This is a genomic window from Epilithonimonas caeni DSM 17710 (assembly GCF_000426465.1).
Lineage (GTDB): Bacteria > Bacteroidota > Bacteroidia > Flavobacteriales > Weeksellaceae > Epilithonimonas > Epilithonimonas caeni.
This window is the reverse complement of the sequence record NZ_AUFK01000009.1, coordinates 185077-200822: the sequence shown is the minus strand read 5'-3', so window position 1 is coordinate 200822 and position 15746 is coordinate 185077. Positions and strand designations below refer to the sequence as shown.

Sequence of the window (15746 nt, the reverse complement as noted above, 5' to 3'; positions counted from 1 at the left end):
AAATTATGCTAAAACGCCATGTTCTATGCGAGTCAACTCATCCATAAGAAGCGAGATCCCAAAAACACTACCCAATAGATCCTGTGGCTTTGTTTTTCCCAGTGCAACATTATCAGACTGAAGCCATATCAGGAAATTATCGGCAGAACCAAAAACCTCCTCTCCTCTTTTATAAAGCATTTCTATTTGTAAAATCTTTTCTGATTGCAATACATCAAAAGACTTGTCTTCTTTTTGATAACGGGATAATGTCTTTCCTGAAATATGAAGGAAATCCGCCCAATCCTGCATCGTAAATGGAAATTTTTTCGAAAGACCGTCAAATATTTTAAAAGAAATACCTTTTTGAGCTATGTCCATCAAACCAAAAATACCAACATCATCAAAACTTTGATAGCCATAAGCCATTACAGGCTCCTGAACAGCAATGGTAGAAGGCTCTGAAGTTTTATATTTTTTCATTTTGTAATTTTCTTTTAACAAATATACGACTTTTGTCCAAATAAAAAAGACTTATGTCTATTTTTTTGTTATAAAATTGTCGGATGATTTATTTTTGCTATTTTCATTTATTATTTTAAGTTATGAGAATAAAACCAGAATTCGACCTCATTCCTGAAGTAGGTTGGAGAAAGAAGATCTACGAAATTGTTTATTTGTCCCATACAAAGGCAGGCAAGATTTTCGACATTAGTTTGCTTATTTTGATTTTGTTCAGTACCATTTTACTAATGGTAGAAACGATTCCTATTGTAAGGCTGCAATATTATAAAGAATTCTATTACGCCGAGTTTTTCATCACATTAATATTTACAATAGAATATATTTTGAGAATCATTTGCATAAAAGACCGGAAAGAATATATTTTTAGTCCGTTAGGAATCATTGACTTTCTTTCCATAATCCCATTTTATATTAGTTTATTTTTCCCGATCTGGCATTTTGTCGCTATTATCAGGATGTTAAGAATTCTTAGGATTTTCAGGATATTCAACCTTGCAGATTATATGCACGACGGCAGATTTATTGTTTCAGCATTGAAGCACAGCTCTAGAAAGATCTATATATTTCTTTTGTTCATGATTATTTTCATTGTCATAATCGGCTCATTGATGTACATTGTAGAGGGAGGAAAAAATGGCTTCAGCAGTATTCCGCAAAGTGTGTATTGGGCCGTTGTTACTATCACCACCGTTGGCTACGGTGACATTTCTCCAGGTACGCCTGTTGGTAAAATCCTCTCAATAATCGTTATGCTCTGTGGATATAGCATCATTGCGGTCCCGACCGGGATCGTGACATCGGAATTTAGGAAACAGAAAAAAAATAATTTTCAGTGTCAAAGATGCGGAAACCAAGATAATGATGAGGATGCAAGATATTGCAAAACATGTGGAGAAAAAATAATTTAAAATAATTTAATTTCACTTTACAAATAATTAAAAATAAACAATTACATTTGAATAATATAAAATAATATTTGAAAAATAGTCAGATAACAATTTAAATATGTTCCGATGAAAGGTATTAATTTCATACTTTGGGTTCTTCTTATAAATTGTTTGTGTGGTTGCTCATCAACCGCATCAGTTTCTGTCAATCATTCTTCTGAAATCCTTAATGTAAAACATCATACTTACAAAACCATAAATTTTCCAACTTCCGATGAGTTGACAGTTTATGCTGACTATTATTCAGGCAATGGAAAACGAAGCCCATTGATCATCCTTTATCATCAGGCAGGTTTCAGCAGAGGAGCTTTTAGGGATATTGCTCCCAGGTTGGTAGAGCTAGGCTTCAATGTTTTGGCTGTTGACCTTAGAGCCGGAGATATGGTAAATCATGTTATTAATCTTACCCAAAAGGAGGCTTTAAAAAAAGGAAAATCTACCGCATTTACAGATGTCATCCCTGATTTGGAAGCAACCTACGACTATGCTAAAAACAAGTTGAAAGCAAAGAAAATAATCTATTGGGGCAGCTCTTATTCGGCATCGCTAGGATTTTATATGGCTGCAAAGCATCCATCAGATTACAAGGCCCTTATCGCTTACTCTCCCGGGGAATATTTCAAGATTGAAAATAAGAGCATTTCCGCTTTTGCAAAAGATGTCAAAATCCCGGTTTATATTTCTTCTGCAAGAAATGAAGAATCAAATTGGAGGCCCATATACAATGCATTAGAAACAAAAAAAGATTTCTACCTTCCTTCAAAAACCGCTGGACACCACGGTACATTTACACTTTCCTCCTTTTATGACGATGCTGAAGAGAATTGGCAAACCATCATTCCTTTTTTGAAAAAATTGAAATAAAATCTTCCTCATTCTCAGAGAAAGTCCGTTTTGCTTCTTCATAACCGATTTGGAAAATTTCTTTTAATCTTTGTGGTCTTCTTTCAAAAGTCCCGTATTTTGAAAGTTTCTTGGATGTGATGAACCAATCGCAAAAAGCAAATTTGTAAATTTCTGTCCTGTGTGATAATAGTTCGTAGGCGCGCGTTGTAACAGAACGGATACTTCTGAGATCATTCAGTTCCACATCCTGCGGCGGCGTAACATAAACACCGATCATCTTATCACATTCATTATGAATAACATCTGCAGGAAAGTTATTTAAAACACCTCCATCGCTGTACATTTCTTTGCCTATAAAATATGGTGTGGAAATCCCCGGAATACAAGACGAGGCAATGATAGCGTCAACCACTTTATAATTTTTCTCGAAAACTTTTTGCTGTCCTGTAATAAGTTCCGTGGCAACAATCCTGACGTCTTTACTCAAATCTCCCACAGTCATTTCTTCAAAAATAGGATTGAGATAAGTTGAAAAAATTGCTGACGAAACCAAACCCGGCTGGTTGAATGTAAAATGTTTCCAATTGAAAAAGTAAACCGACTGAAAAAAATCCAAAATCTCTTCCGGAGATTTTCCAAACGCATAAAGAGAACCTACGATAGAACCAGCACTACAACAAGAAAGAATATCTGGCTCGATATTTTTCTCTTTAAGAAATTTCAAAACACCTGCATGGGCCAGACCACGCGTTCCACCTCCTGAAAGTACCAATCCTATCTTTGAATTTTCCATTAAGTAAAATTATAAAAACCACAGATTCTTCTGCGGTTTTTAAATATTAAAGTTATGTTAATCCTATCAATCTAAAACTAATTTTTTCACTTCTCCATTGGAAGTTATGATATGATATTCATTTTTAATTGGTTCATCTTTTTCATAAACAAAGCTCACCTCCATTACAAACTGCAACCCCACAAGAGACGTATCTTTATTCATTACAGAATCATAAGAATTAGATTTTTGCGCATCATAATAGAATGTTGAACTTTTTCTTTGTTCCCGTCTCACAAATGTCCTGTCAGAATGATAATCTTCAGAATAATTAACATTGGAACTTTCGTAAGCCTGATAGGTTTTATATTGTTCCTTCGGTTGTATGCTGTAAAAATTGACTGAAATTTTTGGTTTAGTTTCTTTAAAATTACCATTTAGCTTTCCTTCCAGATTTCTTCTTTTATCATTAATTCTTACAGCTTCTTCAAACATCTGTTGGTAGATGTCATCTGTATTATTCACGTGATATTCTATTTTAACAATGTTGAATATCTGAAATTGAGAAGCCAAATCCACAATTTCATCAAATTTAGTAACATCATCTAATCGGAAAATAATATTTTTCTTTATCTCAAAACCTTTGTCTATTTGTGTTGCATTGATATCTTTCCCTTCTTGATTTACTTTGTAATCATAAATCTTTGTTTGAGTAATAAAATCCACATAAAAACTATCCAGATTATCGGTTTTGATCCTCATTTTTTGTAATTCTGATTTAAATTTCTGAATCCTGTTGTTAATTTTACTATTACAATCTTTCACATCCGCTCCTTCCTGATTCAGACCAAGAGTTACAACATAAGAATCTGCTTTTACATTATTAAGTACATTGATTTTATAAACCTCAGAATTTTTAGAAGAGATGATTTTTTGAACATTTGAAGATAGGGATTTACCTTCCGAATTGTAAGAATTACCATTGCTCCCATAAATTTGATTCCCGCTCATTTGAGATTTTGCAAACATTGAAAATAGCAGGCTTGCTAGTAAGATTTTTGTCTTCATTTATTAAATATTTTATTGATAGCTTTTTTCTTTCATCTTTATTAAAAACTAATATTTCGACAGTTCTATTTTAATCAGTTTGTCCATTCTTTTTATCTGGTATTCGCCTTTTCGTCTTTTGACTATAGAATGATCCTGCATTACTTCTATGGCTTCATACGGTGGTAGCGATTTGCCACTCTCTTCAGTGTGTCCGTCTACAAAGCCGGATAGTTTTATTGTTCCCAAATCGATGATTTTGCTTGCATCGATATTATTATCAGCATAGACAGGAATGAACGTAGAAAAAGACTTTTCTTCCGGAAGATACTTATCTTCTAAATCAACAAGTATGTAAACATCAGGAGGAAATTGGTATTGATGTCCGCAACTTATACATCCATAACTAATATGTAAAGTATATTCTTTGGTTTCTGGAGAATACTTTAATGATTTTGTAACACTGCCTACATCGTAATCATTTATGTAGAAATCCATATTCTTGATGTTGTACAAATTACTTTTAGAATCTATCTTAAACTTATAGGTATAAAACCAGACAATCCAATCCTGAGCAAAAACAAAACTTGGAATCAGGATCAAAGAAATCAGAATAACATTTTTCATATTTTATATTTTAAAATTAATAAGGCAATATTAAAAACATCAGTCACTGAAGCTTTGGTAAAACTGCTTTCCCTTTGCTGTAAAGTTTTTCTTTATATTTACAGTAGTTTTACAGTAATCATTATTCACTTAAAATTACTTTTGTACAAAGATTAAATGACCGAGTTAGAAGTTTTTGCAGAACTGAAAAAAGAAGTGCTTTTGACCTATCAAAAGCATTATCCCTTTTTCTCAGGAACCTGGAAAAATTTCAGTTCAAAAGACATCTTACAGCTCATCGATCTGATTGAAAAAGAACAGAGAAATACCGTCAGTGAAAAATGGGTTTATACGCATCTAAAACCAGATTCCAATGAAAGGCTCCCGAGAAAAGATATGTTGGATATTTTTTCAAAATTTTCGGGATATTCGGGTTGGGATGAATTTCATAGTAAAATAAAAAATTCAAATTTTGAGAGCTCTAAAGCCAAAACTCAAAAGACTTATTATAAAAATTGGATCTTCATTATTCCGGCATTTTTTATTCTTGGTTTAGGATCATTCTTTTGGTTAAGGAAATCAGCGAAAAAAGAAATATCAATTATAAATGCTTACAGTGGAAAAGAAATCCCGAATGATGAAATCAAAATTTATGATGTTACGGACAGCATCAAGAAGAATCTAACTGTAGAAGAAAAATCAACTGTAAAAACTGAAAAAGACAGTTTGAAAATTGTAATAGAAAGTCCTTTTTATCAATCAAAAATTGTAAATATCTCCGCTGATAAATCGAAAACAGAAATCCAATTACAGCCAAACGATAATGCAATGATGATCAAAGCTTTCCTTTCAGCTGATATAAAAGACTGGGAAACCAGAAAAAAACAGCTTAATAATATGCTTTCTGAAAACATCGAAGTTATATTGATGCTGAGAGATAATCTGGGTTCAGAATATTTTGACAAAGGGGATTTTATAAAACAGATTTTGATTCCGACAAACCGCCTCAAGAAATGGAAGATTGTTGAGATTAAAAATGAAGAAGAAAAAGTTAACTTTATAAGAATTCAGGAAGAATGAAAACAACGATTTACATATTCTTTTTAATTCTGCTTTTTTCAAACGGAAAAGCACAGCAAAGTCAATCTGTTGATTCGAAAAATAGCATTTCTAATAACTTCAATAAGCAACAGATTTCTGCTTATCAGAATGGTTCTTTGGAGAAATTCGAACAGTTTGCTGAATATTTTAATCTGATTCAGGAAACTCAAGATTCGGAATTGAAGGAACAATTAAAGCAAAATGTTTTTTCTTTATTTGAAAATCCAGAAACAGAAATAATCGATTTTTTTGCTTCAAACGAAAAAATAACTGTTCGTCAATTCTTAAATAAATATCAAAATTCGAATCAAATCATAAAAGTGATTTCAATGAAAAGTGATGTTTCTATTTTTCAAAATTTCTGGATTAATATTTATCAGATTATAGATAATTCCGGAGAAATAATTACTTTGAAACAGACTATTATATTTCAAAAACAGAAGAAAAAATTCGGAAAAAACTCAAAAGAAGTTTGGGAAATAAAATTGGGGACTTTAGAATTATAAACAAAAAAAACGGACAAAATTAATTTGTCCGTTTTCTAATTTAATTATTTGGCATCATACAATTGTAAAATTTTAATATAATCCTCTTCTGTACGAGCTGAATCAACTTTATCCATTAGATCTGGATATTGTTTGAATATCTTTTTTATTTGATTTTTAGAACTATCAAAAAAACCTTTAAAAATAATATTCTTATTATTATCTACTAAGTATCCTTTTATAATAACCTGAACACTTAGCGCAGAATTTACATAATCTTTATACCAATTTATTTTTTTTCCTTCAAAAAGAACTTTTACCAATCCTGCTTCTTCTCCAAATTTATCAGTCGAAGCAAAGAATTCATGAAAGCTACCATCTGCAGGATTCTGGATTTTAATATATTTTATTTTTTGAGGTTTAACCATTGTTTTGTTTCCAGCATCATTCAGCATTTGGATGTCAAACAAGATTGTCATATCCGAATATTTCTTATTCGAAAAGATCCCGATATTTCTGACTTTTCCTTTTATAATATCGTTAGAAGTCTTTAAAATATATTCAACAGGAAAATATCTGGTATTATTTTCTTTCTCTTGAGAAAATATTTTTAAAGAAATCAAACATAAAAATATAAAAACCAGTTTTCTCATAAATAATTAAATATGAATCACCTCTCCATAAGCAGCAGCAGCAGCTTCCATTATCGATTCTGATAATGTTGGATGCGGGTGAATAGATTTGATAATATCGTGGCCTGTTGTTTCCAATCTTCTCGCTACAACCGCTTCCGCAATCATATCAGTAACGCCGTCTCCAACCATATGACAACCCAGCCATTCTCCATATTTCGCATCGAAAATCACTTTGATGAATCCATCAACATCGCCATTTGCAGTTGCTTTTCCAGAAGCTGAGAAAGGGAATTTACCAACTTTGATTTCATAGCCTTTTTCTTTGGCTTGCTTTTCTGTCAAACCAACAGAAGCAATTTCCGGATGGCAATAGGTACAACCTGGGATATTTCCGTAATCAATAGGTTCTACGTGAAGACCTTTGATTTTCTCCACACAAGTGATTCCTTCAGCAGAAGCAACGTGGGCCAAAGCCTGAGTTGGGATGATGTCACCAATGGCGTAATAACCCGGAACAGAAGTCTGGTACCATTCATTAACCAAAACTTTTCCTTTTTCAGTTTTGATTCCAACTTCTTCCAGACCAATTCCTTCTAAATTAGCAGCAATTCCAACAGCAGAAAGTAGAATATCAGCTTCCAATGTGATTTCTCCTTTTGCAGTTTTTACTTTCGCTTTAACCCCTTCTCCTGATGTATCAACAGATTCTACAGAAGAATTAGTCATTATTTCGATTCCAGCTTTTTTCAGAGATTTCTCAACATGTTTTGAAACTTCTTCATCCTCCAAAGGAACAATGTTTGGTAAAAACTCCACCACAGTAACTTTGGTTCCCATGGAATTATAGAAATCTGCAAACTCGATTCCGATAGCGCCAGAACCTACAACAATCATAGATTTTGGTTGTTCCGGAAGAGAAAGCGCTTGTCTGTATCCGATTACTTTTTTACCATCTTGAGGAAGATTTGGCAATTCTCTGGAACGTGCTCCTGTTGCAATAATAATATGGGTTCCGGAATAGTCAGTTGATTTTCCTTCTGCATCTACAACAGAAACTTTTTTACCAGCTTTCACTGTAGCGGTTCCCATAATGACATCCACTTTATTTTTTCTCATAAGGAAAGCGATTCCACTGCTCATTTTAGAAGCAACACCTCTACTTCTCTGAATTACTTTTGTAAAATCGAAGCCTGGATTTTCAACTTTATTAAGGCCATAATCTTCAGCGTGCTTCAAGTAGTTGAAAACATGAGCAGATTTCAAAAGGGCTTTTGTTGGGATACAACCCCAGTTAAGACAAATTCCACCAAGATTTTCTTTTTCGATGATGGCAGTTTTGAAACCTAATTGAGCAGCTCTGATTGCAGTCACATAACCGCCAGGTCCACTTCCAATAACAATGATATCGTAGTTCATGTGATTAAAAAATTTTATGCGAATTTACGGAAAATTATTGGAAGCATAATATGACAAAAAGCAACTCTTGGAGTTGCTTTTCAAAATTTAATATTCCTGAGATTACTTTATTTGTTCATAACTTTCAATCAGTCTGATGAATTCTGAACGATACCCGTTTTCATCATTTGATTTTCCTTGTTTCGCCAAATTAATGATTTTATCAAGGTCTTTGTCTTTGATGAATTCTGATTGTCTCAAAACCAATCCAAACCAGACAACAGATGATGCAAATTTGAAATCTGAAGAAGCATTATTAATCTGATTTTTAGAATCTTTTATAGTATGAATTAATTCTTTACTTTTATCTTCATCAGGATTTTTATATCGGAATTTGACCGTTGCTAATTCGTCTCCAAATTCATTGTGAGATTCTGTTTTAGAATATTTCAAATCAACACTTTCCGGAATGAATTCTGAATCTGAACCGACTGGAATAATTTCATAAATAGCTGTAACTGTATGGCCAATTCCTAATTCTCCTGCATCAATTTTATCATTTTTAAAATCTTCATTATTCAGTTTTCTATTTTCATAACCAATTAATCTGTATAATTTTACGAACTTCGGATTAAACTCAATTTGAATCTTGACATCTTTAGCAATCGCATACATACTTCCCGCAAATTCTTTTCCCAGAAACTTATTGGATTCCTGCATATTATCGATGTAAGCATAATTTCCGTTGCCTTTGTCAGCCAACATTTCCAAGCGATTGTCTTTATAATTTCCCATTCCAAAACCAAGACAGGTTAGGAAAATCCCGGATTGTCTTTTAGCTTCAATCAATTTTTGAAGCTCAGAATTATTAGAAATTCCTACATTGAAATCACCGTCTGTTGCCAAAATCACACGATTGTTTCCATTTTTCACAAAATTTTCCTGGGCCAGTTTGTAAGCTAATTCAATTCCTTGTCCACCTGCTGTACTTCCGCCTGCACTGAGATTTTCCAAAGCAGTCAGGATTTTTTCTTTATTTTTAGCTGAAGTCGGTTCCAAAACCACGCCTGCACTTCCAGCATAAGTTACCAAAGCTACTTTATCTTGTGGACGAAGTTTTTCTAGTAAAACTTTGAATGACGATTTCAGCAATGGTAATTTATTTTGCTGATTCATAGAACCAGAAACATCGATCAGAAAAACCAAATTAGAAGCAGGTAATTCTTTCTCATCCATTATTTTACCTTGTAAACCGATTTTTAGAATCTTATGTTTTGGATTCCAAGCGCAATCATTGTACTCTGTATTGATTGAAAAAGGCTGTCCATTTTTGGGTTGTGGATAATTGTATTTGAAATAATTAATCATTTCTTCAATCCTCACAGCATTTTTATCGACTTTCTGCCCGTTATTTATCATTCTTCTGATGTTGGAATAAGCTGCATTATCAACATCAATCGAAAAAGTGGAAAGCGGTTCAGCCTTGGTTAATTCGAATTTGTTTTCTTTCCATTCGTCATAAGATTCTTGATTTTGAACAGGTTTTAAATTATTCAAAGATTTGATTTCATTTTTAGAAATACCTTTTGTTTTGATGACAACTACTCCATTCATTCCACGTGAACCATACAGAGAGGTTGCAGCTGCATCTTTCAAAACTTCTACATTTTTGATTTTATTGGCATCAATATTTTGCAGGTTTACGTTTTGATAAGGGATACCGTCAATAACATATAAGGGTTGGTTATTTTGATTTAAAGATGTTACCCCACGAATCGAAAGATTATCAGGAGCAAAATCTGCCAGATTAAGATTTGGAGAAACATTAATTCCAGCAACTTTCCCTTCCAATTGTTGATTTACAGTTGTATTTACATATCCTAAACTTTTCTGTTCTCTTTTGATTCCCATTGCATTTACAACAATAGGTTCTACTTCTTTTGTTTTTTCAGTAGTTACATAATTTTGTTTTACTGAAGGATTCATTATAATATTTTCCCTTACTTCATTTGTAACTATTTGGGAAGGCATTGGTACTGGTGCAGAAATAATGGCACTTGGAGCTATTGGCACTGATGTAGAAATCTCATCTTCCGTTCTTACATTTTGATAAGCAATAATATCTTTCGCCTCAGAAGGTTTGATCGGATTTTTCACCAAATTTTCTTCAAAAGTTTTATTGATTTCCTGAGCTTTTTTTGCAGTTTCTATTTGGTTTGGATTGACTGGTTTCCCTTCGATTCTATCAGCGACTTGAGGCTTAATATGAACTTTATCATCTTTCATAAAATACAAAACACCAAACGTCAAAGCCAATCCCGCAGCAATTCCGTAAGGAAACCAAATCGGGATGATCCTTTTCTTATTTTCTTTTTTATCTAATTTCTCTTCAACTTTTCCCCAAACTTTTTCAAAAGCAGGAAATGTTGGGTTTTCCTCTGCTGATTTCCCAGCATCACTGAACATTTTATCAATATCTTGATTTTCCATTTTTTTAAACTTTAAGAATTAATTGTTTGAAGTTTCACCAATTCCTGCAATTTTTTGCGGGCAAAATTCACCTGAGATTTGGATGTACCTTCTGAAATAGAAAGCATCTGTGCAATTTCTTTGTGAGGATAGCCTTCCATCGCAAACAAATTAAAAATCGTGCGACAACCTTCCGGAAGGAAATTGAGAAGTGACAAAATCCCTTTTTCTTCCGAAACATTTTCTGATTCGGAATCTGGTAAATCCACAAAATTCTCTTCAATAGAAATCGAAAACGGTTGTTTCTTGCGAAGCTTCTGAAGACATTGATTCACCACAATTTTCTTTGCCCAAGCGTCAAAAACCTGAAAATCTTTGAGTTGTTCCAGTTTTGTGAAAATAATGTAGAAAGAATCGGCCAAAGTTTCTTCCGCATCCTCGTCGTTTTTCAGGTAACGTTTGCAGGTTGCGAAGAATCGACCTGCATATTCTTCATAAAGGTTCCGCTGTGCGTTGCGGTCTTTATTTATGCATCTTATGTAAATGTCGTGTTCCATACATTGGCTTTTATAAGGAAAGATGCAATAGTTTAAAAAAGGTTGGAATTATTTTGAAAATTTATAAAAAACTTTTAATTCAAAGTTCAATATTCCATAATTATTACATTATAAAAAAAATACCATCTTAAAAAGACGGTATTTTTTATTTATTTTTTCAGCAAATTACTTTGCGTAATTATCTGTATAATCTTTTTGTGAAGCTACGATCACTTTCTTAGCGTGATCTGCACCATAAACCAGATCGATCTTAACTTTTGCCGGCTCTGTCGGCAGGTTTTTATAACTTAAGAAATAATGCAACAAACGATTGATCTCTGCTTTTGGCAACTCAGAAATGTCTCTGATATGACCATAAACCTGATCTTCTACCAAAACAGCGATGATCTTATCATCTGCCTCTCCTTTGTCAATCATCTGAAAACCTCCGATAGGAATAGCTTCCATAAGAATGTTACCGGAAGTGATATTATGCGAACTGAGAACACAGATATCCAACGGATCATGGTCACCTTCTGTAACATCTGTGGCTCCGGTTGCCACTGCCAGATTTTTAACTTCTTCTTCACAATAAGTTCTTGGAACAAAACCGTACAAAGCAGGAATAATATTGGAAAATTTCTGTGGACGGTCTACTTTAAGATAACCCGTTTCTTTATCTACTTCATATTTTATAGTATCTGTAGGAACAATTTCCACAAAGACATTGACAACCTCCGGAGATTTTTCCCCAGCCGAAATCCCATGCCAAGGATGTGCTTTAAAATTAGGAATCATGTTTATTTTATATTATTTTGTTAAGTTCTTTTCTAAGATTCTCGATCGTATCTGAGATATAATCCTCTGAGTTGACATAACTCATTAGAAAAATAGTTTTGAGATCTTCTAATCTTGAGTTTTCGTTCAGTTCTTCATAAGTCTTGTGAAGCAATTGAAGAACATTGTTCTTACTCGTCAGGATGTCCTGCCAAGATGACCTGGAAATATATAACTGCTGAGAAGAGTTGTATTCAAATTCCTCAGTGATATTTTTCTCTGTAAGGAAAACAAACTCGTGTGGCTCAAGGTCTTTATCAAATTTCATCACAAGATTTGCCGGTTTCAGACGTTCCAGAAATAAGGTCATTCTTTCCAGGGCCTGCAATTTTATTTCACTATTGGATCTAGTTGCCAAGAAATTAATTTCCTGTTTTTTGAGTCTGACAAAACTGTTTACAAATTGTTTTGCAAAAACCAGGAAAGGCAATGCGATGATAACTGCAACAGCGTAAGGTAAATAATCTGAATCAAACATATCTGAAATCGGTTTGCAAAACTAAGACTTTTTGAGCTAAAAAAGAATTTTTAATTAAGAAACAATATTTTCTTGACGATCTGTTTCAACACTTCTTTTTTGCTATTCTGAATACACGGATAGGGTCTGAGTTCTGGACGAAACCCTCGGAAAAATTCTTCTACAGCAGGAATTTCACTACCTTCAAAATCGAAGATCTTGGTCTCTATATTCTCAGATATTACTTTATCTATCAAATAAGACGAACCGCTCAACTTGACATATTCTCTTTCATTATAAGTGCCCAGCAATGCCAAAGAATACTTTTCCCTGTAAACAGCGATCATATTGATCAGTTTTTTATGATAGAAGAAACCATAAAAATCCAACTTGTCATTGTTGAAGAATTTTGAGAAAAGGTCAATAAACTGCTCCATGTCTTTTCCGTCTGCGCCTAAACCTGTACTACGCATAAATTCTTTAACAACTTGTAAATCAAAGTTTTTAATAATTTCAGAATTATCTAAAACTTCCCGATCCAACCTTAGTTTCCTTTTCCTTTTAGGAGAATATTTTTGTCTTACGGTTTCATATCTATCAGGAAATATCAGAAAATTATTTCTTCTTTTCAATGGTTTTGAAAAAGAGTTGGAATCATTGTAAGTATAATATCTGATGACATAATTTTTAAGAAGATATTCGTGTAACTTGTCATTGATATCAGGTAAATCGGTTATAGAAAAAATACCTAATTGCTGACAAAGCTTCGGATTGTGAACAACCTTCACACCCATCTTTTTCACAAATGGAACAGGCATCACCGCCTCATAATCATTATAGACAAGTAATTCCCAATTTTTATCTGCACTAATATCTAAGAAAATACGTTCTGCATAAAATTTTTTCTGAACTGAATTTTTTATACAGGCATTATATTTGTCAAAATCGATCTCGTGGTATTTCAATCGTCTTATCATAGGATTCCTTCTTCTTTGAAACTGTAAAATTTGTTTTGTGCAATGATGATATGGTCCAGCAGCTCGATCTCCAATAATTGACCAGCTTCATTTATTTTTTTTGTAATATTAATATCTTCCTGACTTGGCCTCAAGCTTCCTGCCGGATGATTGTGCGCAACAATGATCCTTGTGGAAAAATGCTCCAAAGCTGTTTTGAAGATCACTCTCACATCAGCTATAGAACCTGCAATTCCGCCTCGGAAAAGACAAGTTTTGTAGAGTATCTTATTTTGATGATTAAGAAATATTGCCCAGAATTCTTCCGTTGATAGGTCAGACAAATGTGGTTGTAAAACCTCGAAAACATCTTTGCTGCCGGAAATCTGCTGCCTCTCCAAAACTTCCTGCTGAGATCTTCTGTTCCCGATTTCCAAAGCTGTTGCAATAGAAATGGCTTTTGCCTCACCAACTCCTTTGAATTTCATCAGATCCTTTATTGATAACTGGCTGAGTCGATGCCAATTGTTTTCCACCGAATTCAGAATTCTTCTAGCCAATTCCACAGCAGATTCTTCCCTATTTCCACTTCCCATGATGATGGCCAACAGTTCCGAATCCGAGACTGCGGCTTTTCCTTTCAACAGGAATTTTTCTCTTGGGCGGTCGTCTTCCGCAAGGGATTTGATACTCATTTGTGTTTAGTATTTTTTTCTTTTAATGGGAAAACTTTAATAATATTTAGATTTATATTTTTTGTTATTTCAAAAAACTTATATGGATTTTCAGCTTTATTTTTGGGAAGGATTTCAAAACTTAAACTTTTAATTACAGCATTTTTAATACAACAATGTGACGGATTTGTCCAAAAAATAAGATTATTGAAACTCTTTATTTTTGGGCTTAAATCATTTCCTTCCTTATCATAAACTTTCGGCTTTGTGTAAGTACTATTGAAAGTCCATTCATTTATATATCCTATGCCGTTTTTATCAACCTCCAAGATATTATCTTTTACATTTGCAAGAACCAAATTAACTTTTCCATTATAATTATTTGGAACTATAATCCTTAATGTTGGAGAATAGAAATAAATATTGAAAATCAATAGACCTATACAAGATAAGATTATAAAAAAAGAAGAGAATAAATATTTCTTTAATATGAATGTGAAAATCATCGATAAAATTGCGCATATCAAAAAAATTCCAAAAATTAAAATTATTCCAAAAAAAAAATCCCGGAAAAAACATTCCGCCTGGGAAATCTTTGATTTGAAATCCGGTAATTATCAACAAGATAAAAAATGAAATTTTTAAAACTATCTTTATCTTAATATTTTTCATCACAAAACGATCTGGCCATCCTTCATCACAAGTTTTCTGTCTGTACTTTCCGCCAGAATAGCATTATGCGTCACAATAACAAAGGTCTGCTGGTATTTGTCCCTCAAATCAAAAAACAACTGATGAAGTGCATCTGCATTTTTGGAATCGAGGTTTCCGGTTGGTTCATCGGCAAAAATAATCTTCGGAGAATTGATGAGCGCTCTGGCAACTGCAACTCTTTGCGCTTCTCCTCCAGATAGCTCCGATGGCTTATGATGTAATCTGCTGGCGATATTCAGATCTTCAAAAAGAGAATGCGCTTTTTCAATGACTACTTTTTCCGCAATTCCTCCGATTCTTGTTGGCAACAAAACGTTTTCCAAAGCCGTGAACTCTGGTAACAATTGATGATTCTGGAAAACAAAACCAATATTTTTATTTCGGAATTTGGATAATTCTTTATCTTTCATTTTAAGATAGGAATTGCCGTCCAAAGCAATCTCGGTTCCGAATTTATCAATATCAGAAGGTTTGTCCAGAGTTCCCAAGATCTGAAGTAATGTTGATTTTCCTGCTCCGGATTCACCAACGATAGAAACCACTTCGCCAGATTTTATGTGGATGTCTACACCTTTCAGAACTTCCAAAGTCCCATAGAATTTGTGTATATTTTTTGCTCGAATCATAATATTGCATTGGCCTCTGGCAAATTGCTTTTAGCTTTTTTTTATTTTAAATTGTTAAAGTGAATTTCTCTCGAATTAAACAATTTGTTTGATCTGATAAATCTGTGAGAAATAAAAAACTTATTATTTTGAATCATCT

The 15746-nt window shown here is 33.3% G+C and carries 18 protein-coding genes; 4 read left to right on the top strand and 14 right to left on the bottom strand.

What is annotated here, in order from left to right; genetic code table 11:
* Positions 1–3 precede the first annotated feature (3 nt).
* Positions 4–462, bottom strand: a complete 459-nt coding sequence (gene parS, locus K319_RS0102190) for a type II RES/Xre toxin-antitoxin system antitoxin (RefSeq protein WP_213083426.1) — start codon at positions 460–462, stop codon at positions 4–6.
* A gap of 122 nt (positions 463–584) precedes the next feature.
* Between parS and K319_RS0102185 the strand changes: the two genes are divergently transcribed.
* Positions 585–1412 carry an ion transporter gene (locus K319_RS0102185; protein WP_034671265.1) on the top strand — a complete coding sequence of 276 codons (828 nt, stop codon included), beginning with the start codon at positions 585–587 and terminating at the stop codon, positions 1410–1412.
* Between the two features lie 105 nt (positions 1413–1517).
* Positions 1518–2315: an alpha/beta hydrolase family protein gene (locus K319_RS0102180; protein WP_027382124.1), complete on the top strand. Its 798-nt coding sequence runs from the start codon at positions 1518–1520 to the stop codon at positions 2313–2315.
* Here K319_RS0102180 and K319_RS0102175 read toward each other — a convergent pair.
* The 3 genes from K319_RS0102175 to K319_RS0102165 form a co-directional block, all read right to left on the bottom strand.
* Complete coding sequence (locus tag K319_RS0102175) at positions 2287–3090, bottom strand: patatin-like phospholipase family protein (protein ID WP_027382123.1); 804 nt, start codon at positions 3088–3090, stop codon at positions 2287–2289. The two genes, K319_RS0102180 and K319_RS0102175, sit on opposite strands and share 29 nt — an antisense overlap.
* 66 nt (positions 3091–3156) lie before the next feature.
* The gene (locus K319_RS0102170) at positions 3157–4137 is read right to left on the bottom strand and encodes an SIMPL domain-containing protein (RefSeq protein WP_084403385.1); all 981 of its coding nucleotides are present in this window, start codon (positions 4135–4137) and stop codon (positions 3157–3159) included.
* Between the two features lie 48 nt (positions 4138–4185).
* A complete protein-coding gene (locus tag K319_RS0102165) occupies positions 4186–4743 on the bottom strand; it encodes a hypothetical protein (RefSeq protein WP_027382121.1) in 558 nt (185 codons plus the stop codon).
* A gap of 156 nt (positions 4744–4899) precedes the next feature.
* Between K319_RS0102165 and K319_RS0102160 the strand changes: the two genes are divergently transcribed.
* Together K319_RS0102160 and K319_RS0102155 are read left to right on the top strand one after the other, a co-directional pair.
* On the top strand, positions 4900–5802 hold the full coding sequence (locus tag K319_RS0102160) for a hypothetical protein (protein ID WP_027382120.1): 903 nt from the start codon (positions 4900–4902) through the stop codon (positions 5800–5802).
* Positions 5799–6329: a hypothetical protein gene (locus K319_RS0102155; protein ID WP_027382119.1), complete on the top strand. Its 531-nt coding sequence runs from the start codon at positions 5799–5801 to the stop codon at positions 6327–6329. Before K319_RS0102160 ends, K319_RS0102155 begins: the two co-directional genes overlap by 4 nt.
* Before the next feature lie 44 nt (positions 6330–6373).
* On the opposite strand, the gene K319_RS0102150 is transcribed toward K319_RS0102155, so the two are convergent.
* From K319_RS0102150 to K319_RS0102100, 10 genes are all read right to left on the bottom strand, one after another.
* Positions 6374–6931 carry a hypothetical protein gene (locus K319_RS0102150; RefSeq protein ID WP_156907032.1) on the bottom strand — a complete coding sequence of 186 codons (558 nt, stop codon included), beginning with the start codon at positions 6929–6931 and terminating at the stop codon, positions 6374–6376.
* A 36-nt stretch (positions 6932–6967) separates the two neighbouring features.
* Positions 6968–8359 carry a dihydrolipoyl dehydrogenase gene (gene lpdA / locus K319_RS0102145; RefSeq protein ID WP_034671262.1) on the bottom strand — a complete coding sequence of 464 codons (1392 nt, stop codon included), beginning with the start codon at positions 8357–8359 and terminating at the stop codon, positions 6968–6970.
* Positions 8360–8461: 102 nt separating this feature from the next.
* The gene (locus tag K319_RS0102140; protein WP_027382116.1) at positions 8462–10828 is read right to left on the bottom strand and encodes a vWA domain-containing protein; all 2367 of its coding nucleotides are present in this window, start codon (positions 10826–10828) and stop codon (positions 8462–8464) included.
* Between the two features lie 11 nt (positions 10829–10839).
* Complete coding sequence (locus tag K319_RS0102135; protein ID WP_027382115.1) at positions 10840–11364, bottom strand: RNA polymerase sigma factor; 525 nt, start codon at positions 11362–11364, stop codon at positions 10840–10842.
* 165 nt (positions 11365–11529) lie between these two features.
* Positions 11530–12141: an inorganic pyrophosphatase gene (locus tag K319_RS0102130; RefSeq protein ID WP_027382114.1), complete on the bottom strand. Its 612-nt coding sequence runs from the start codon at positions 12139–12141 to the stop codon at positions 11530–11532.
* 7 nt (positions 12142–12148) lie between these two features.
* Entirely contained in the window at positions 12149–12658 is a 510-nt protein-coding gene (locus tag K319_RS0102125; protein ID WP_027382113.1) for a DUF7935 family protein, read from the bottom strand.
* Positions 12659–12708: 50 nt separating this feature from the next.
* Entirely contained in the window at positions 12709–13614 is a 906-nt protein-coding gene (locus tag K319_RS0102120) for a hypothetical protein (protein WP_027382112.1), read from the bottom strand.
* Positions 13611–14288: a RadC family protein gene (gene radC / locus K319_RS0102115; protein ID WP_027382111.1), complete on the bottom strand. Its 678-nt coding sequence runs from the start codon at positions 14286–14288 to the stop codon at positions 13611–13613. Before radC ends, K319_RS0102120 begins: the two co-directional genes overlap by 4 nt.
* Entirely contained in the window at positions 14285–14773 is a 489-nt protein-coding gene (locus K319_RS20885; protein ID WP_156907031.1) for a hypothetical protein, read from the bottom strand. Before K319_RS20885 ends, radC begins: the two co-directional genes overlap by 4 nt.
* A gap of 165 nt (positions 14774–14938) precedes the next feature.
* Complete coding sequence (locus K319_RS0102100; RefSeq protein ID WP_027382109.1) at positions 14939–15607, bottom strand: ABC transporter ATP-binding protein; 669 nt, start codon at positions 15605–15607, stop codon at positions 14939–14941.
* Positions 15608–15746: the final 139 nt, after the last annotated feature.

Bases quoted from the DNA above. Each gene is read 5' to 3' on its own strand.
- K319_RS0102155 (WP_027382119.1), top strand. From the start codon at position 5,799: ATGAAAACAACGATTTACATATTCTTTTTAATTCTGCTTTTTTCAAAC.
- K319_RS0102125 (WP_027382113.1), bottom strand. From the start codon at position 12,658: ATGTTTGATTCAGATTATTTACCTTACGCTGTTGCAGTTATCATCGCA.
- K319_RS0102165 (WP_027382121.1), bottom strand. From the start codon at position 4,743: ATGAAAAATGTTATTCTGATTTCTTTGATCCTGATTCCAAGTTTTGTT.
- K319_RS0102120 (WP_027382112.1), bottom strand. From the start codon at position 13,614: ATGATAAGACGATTGAAATACCACGAGATCGATTTTGACAAATATAAT.
- K319_RS0102185 (WP_034671265.1), top strand. From the start codon at position 585: ATGAGAATAAAACCAGAATTCGACCTCATTCCTGAAGTAGGTTGGAGA.
- parS (WP_213083426.1), bottom strand. From the start codon at position 462: ATGAAAAAATATAAAACTTCAGAGCCTTCTACCATTGCTGTTCAGGAG.
- K319_RS0102135 (WP_027382115.1), bottom strand. From the start codon at position 11,364: ATGGAACACGACATTTACATAAGATGCATAAATAAAGACCGCAACGCA.
- K319_RS0102160 (WP_027382120.1), top strand. From the start codon at position 4,900: ATGACCGAGTTAGAAGTTTTTGCAGAACTGAAAAAAGAAGTGCTTTTG.
- K319_RS0102130 (WP_027382114.1), bottom strand. From the start codon at position 12,141: ATGATTCCTAATTTTAAAGCACATCCTTGGCATGGGATTTCGGCTGGG.
- K319_RS0102100 (WP_027382109.1), bottom strand. From the start codon at position 15,607: ATGATTCGAGCAAAAAATATACACAAATTCTATGGGACTTTGGAAGTT.
- radC (WP_027382111.1), bottom strand. From the start codon at position 14,288: ATGAGTATCAAATCCCTTGCGGAAGACGACCGCCCAAGAGAAAAATTC.
- K319_RS0102180 (WP_027382124.1), top strand. From the start codon at position 1,518: ATGAAAGGTATTAATTTCATACTTTGGGTTCTTCTTATAAATTGTTTG.
- lpdA (WP_034671262.1), bottom strand. From the start codon at position 8,359: ATGAACTACGATATCATTGTTATTGGAAGTGGACCTGGCGGTTATGTG.
- K319_RS20885 (WP_156907031.1), bottom strand. From the start codon at position 14,773: ATGATTTTCACATTCATATTAAAGAAATATTTATTCTCTTCTTTTTTT.
- K319_RS0102175 (WP_027382123.1), bottom strand. From the start codon at position 3,090: ATGGAAAATTCAAAGATAGGATTGGTACTTTCAGGAGGTGGAACGCGT.
- K319_RS0102140 (WP_027382116.1), bottom strand. From the start codon at position 10,828: ATGGAAAATCAAGATATTGATAAAATGTTCAGTGATGCTGGGAAATCA.
- K319_RS0102170 (WP_084403385.1), bottom strand. From the start codon at position 4,137: ATGAAGACAAAAATCTTACTAGCAAGCCTGCTATTTTCAATGTTTGCA.